The organism is Gammaproteobacteria bacterium (assembly GCA_003696665.1).
Classification (GTDB): Bacteria; Pseudomonadota; Gammaproteobacteria; order Enterobacterales.
On the sequence record RFGJ01000458.1, the window covers coordinates 1 to 1,464 of the forward strand.

Consider the following 1,464-nt stretch of genomic DNA (forward strand, 5'->3'; position numbering starts at 1 on the left):
GTCTATGTCCACAATATCGAAACTGAACAAACCGTGTATTACACCGTGCGCATCATTCGCGAAACAGAGGTTTTTCAGAGCAACCGATTTCAGTCCACTGTGCTAAGACGCACTGCCGTCTCAGGGCCATTTCCAGCAGAGCCGGAAGCGGCTGAATACATCAAACTAGTGTACCGATTGGAGCGTAATATTTTTAACGAATTAGGTATCCGGCCACCGGGCAGGGGTGTTTTCTTTGAAACCAGGACAGGTCCGAGGGGAGCTGGCTATTACATTGGCAATTTTCCAACAACCGTAACAACAATTATCGGTTTCGCTAGTATTGGCCAATACGGATATGCCAGCGCATTAACCGTCGCTGCGGGGCTAAACGGCATGATTAACACATATATCGCCGAAAGACTTACGCAACAACTAGGCTTTGACGTGACGAGCGCAGATGTTGGTTGGTATATCAACCGTTTGATCGGACAACTGCAAATCTCAAACTCCAATAGCTCTCAGTTTCAAATTACGGGCTCAATGGGGGCACGGCTACCTCTTATCGGTTCCGCACAAGCCAACGGTAGCGCCGGCCGTCAATTCGGAACAACAATGCAGTTCACCACTTCATTTACGTCACCCACGCTCAACATTGTTTTTGACGACGGGATGATTTCCCTAAAGTACGACCCAAGTACCGGACGATGGAACATCGACTATTTAATGGATGCCGAAGGTCAGATAATTCTTTACAAAGATGGCAAATGGCAGCTTGTCGGTGAATACCGTGTAACCGACAAAAATCAAGCACTCTATCAGATGATTTTCCGGATCATGCGCATGTATAACCTAATTAATCGGGCACAGTTTCTGCGTATGACCCGTGTCGGATCCGTTTTTACCTGTGAAGGCTGGGGTCCCTGCACTCCCGAAGATGAAGACCCAAACGATGACGACGAAAACGACTCCGAACAACAATAACTGTATCACCAAGGCCCCTGATGGGGCCTTGCTTTTGACCGCTTTTGTTGAGTCAACCTGATTACCACCGAGCTTTCAACGACTGCGCGGTGGTGTGAAAGTTTTCCTACAGCAACAGAACGAGTTGACATTGTCTATATGCTTCGTTTTGACACTATTTCGTTTATATACGCATCAGGAAGAGCCACATTGGCGGTGACTTAAATGCAGACTAGAAACATATCCCAACACAACTCCAAAAACGTAGCAGGTGTGAATTTTTCACACAATGCGCAGTTTTTCATTGCCAAGCTGTGAAAAGCCATTTTTATAATTTTCTCGCCAAGGACAACGCCGTTCCTTGGATATGCATTTGAACCGTTCATGTGACAAGGAGGCAATATGACAAACCTGTTCAAATGCCTAATCAGCACCCTGATGTTATTCGCCGCTTATGCTCATGCCACTGTTCGCGTCCTGCCGTGCGATACCTCTGGCTGCTCAGATAGCGCGCGTGTCAAA

The 1,464-nt window shown here is 47.1% G+C and carries 1 protein-coding gene; it reads left to right on the forward strand.

The window, feature by feature from the left end:
- On the forward strand, positions 1-963 hold a 963-nt coding region (locus tag D6694_11335), incomplete at its 5' end, for a hypothetical protein (GenBank protein RMH39269.1).
- Positions 964-1,464 lie beyond the last annotated feature (501 nt).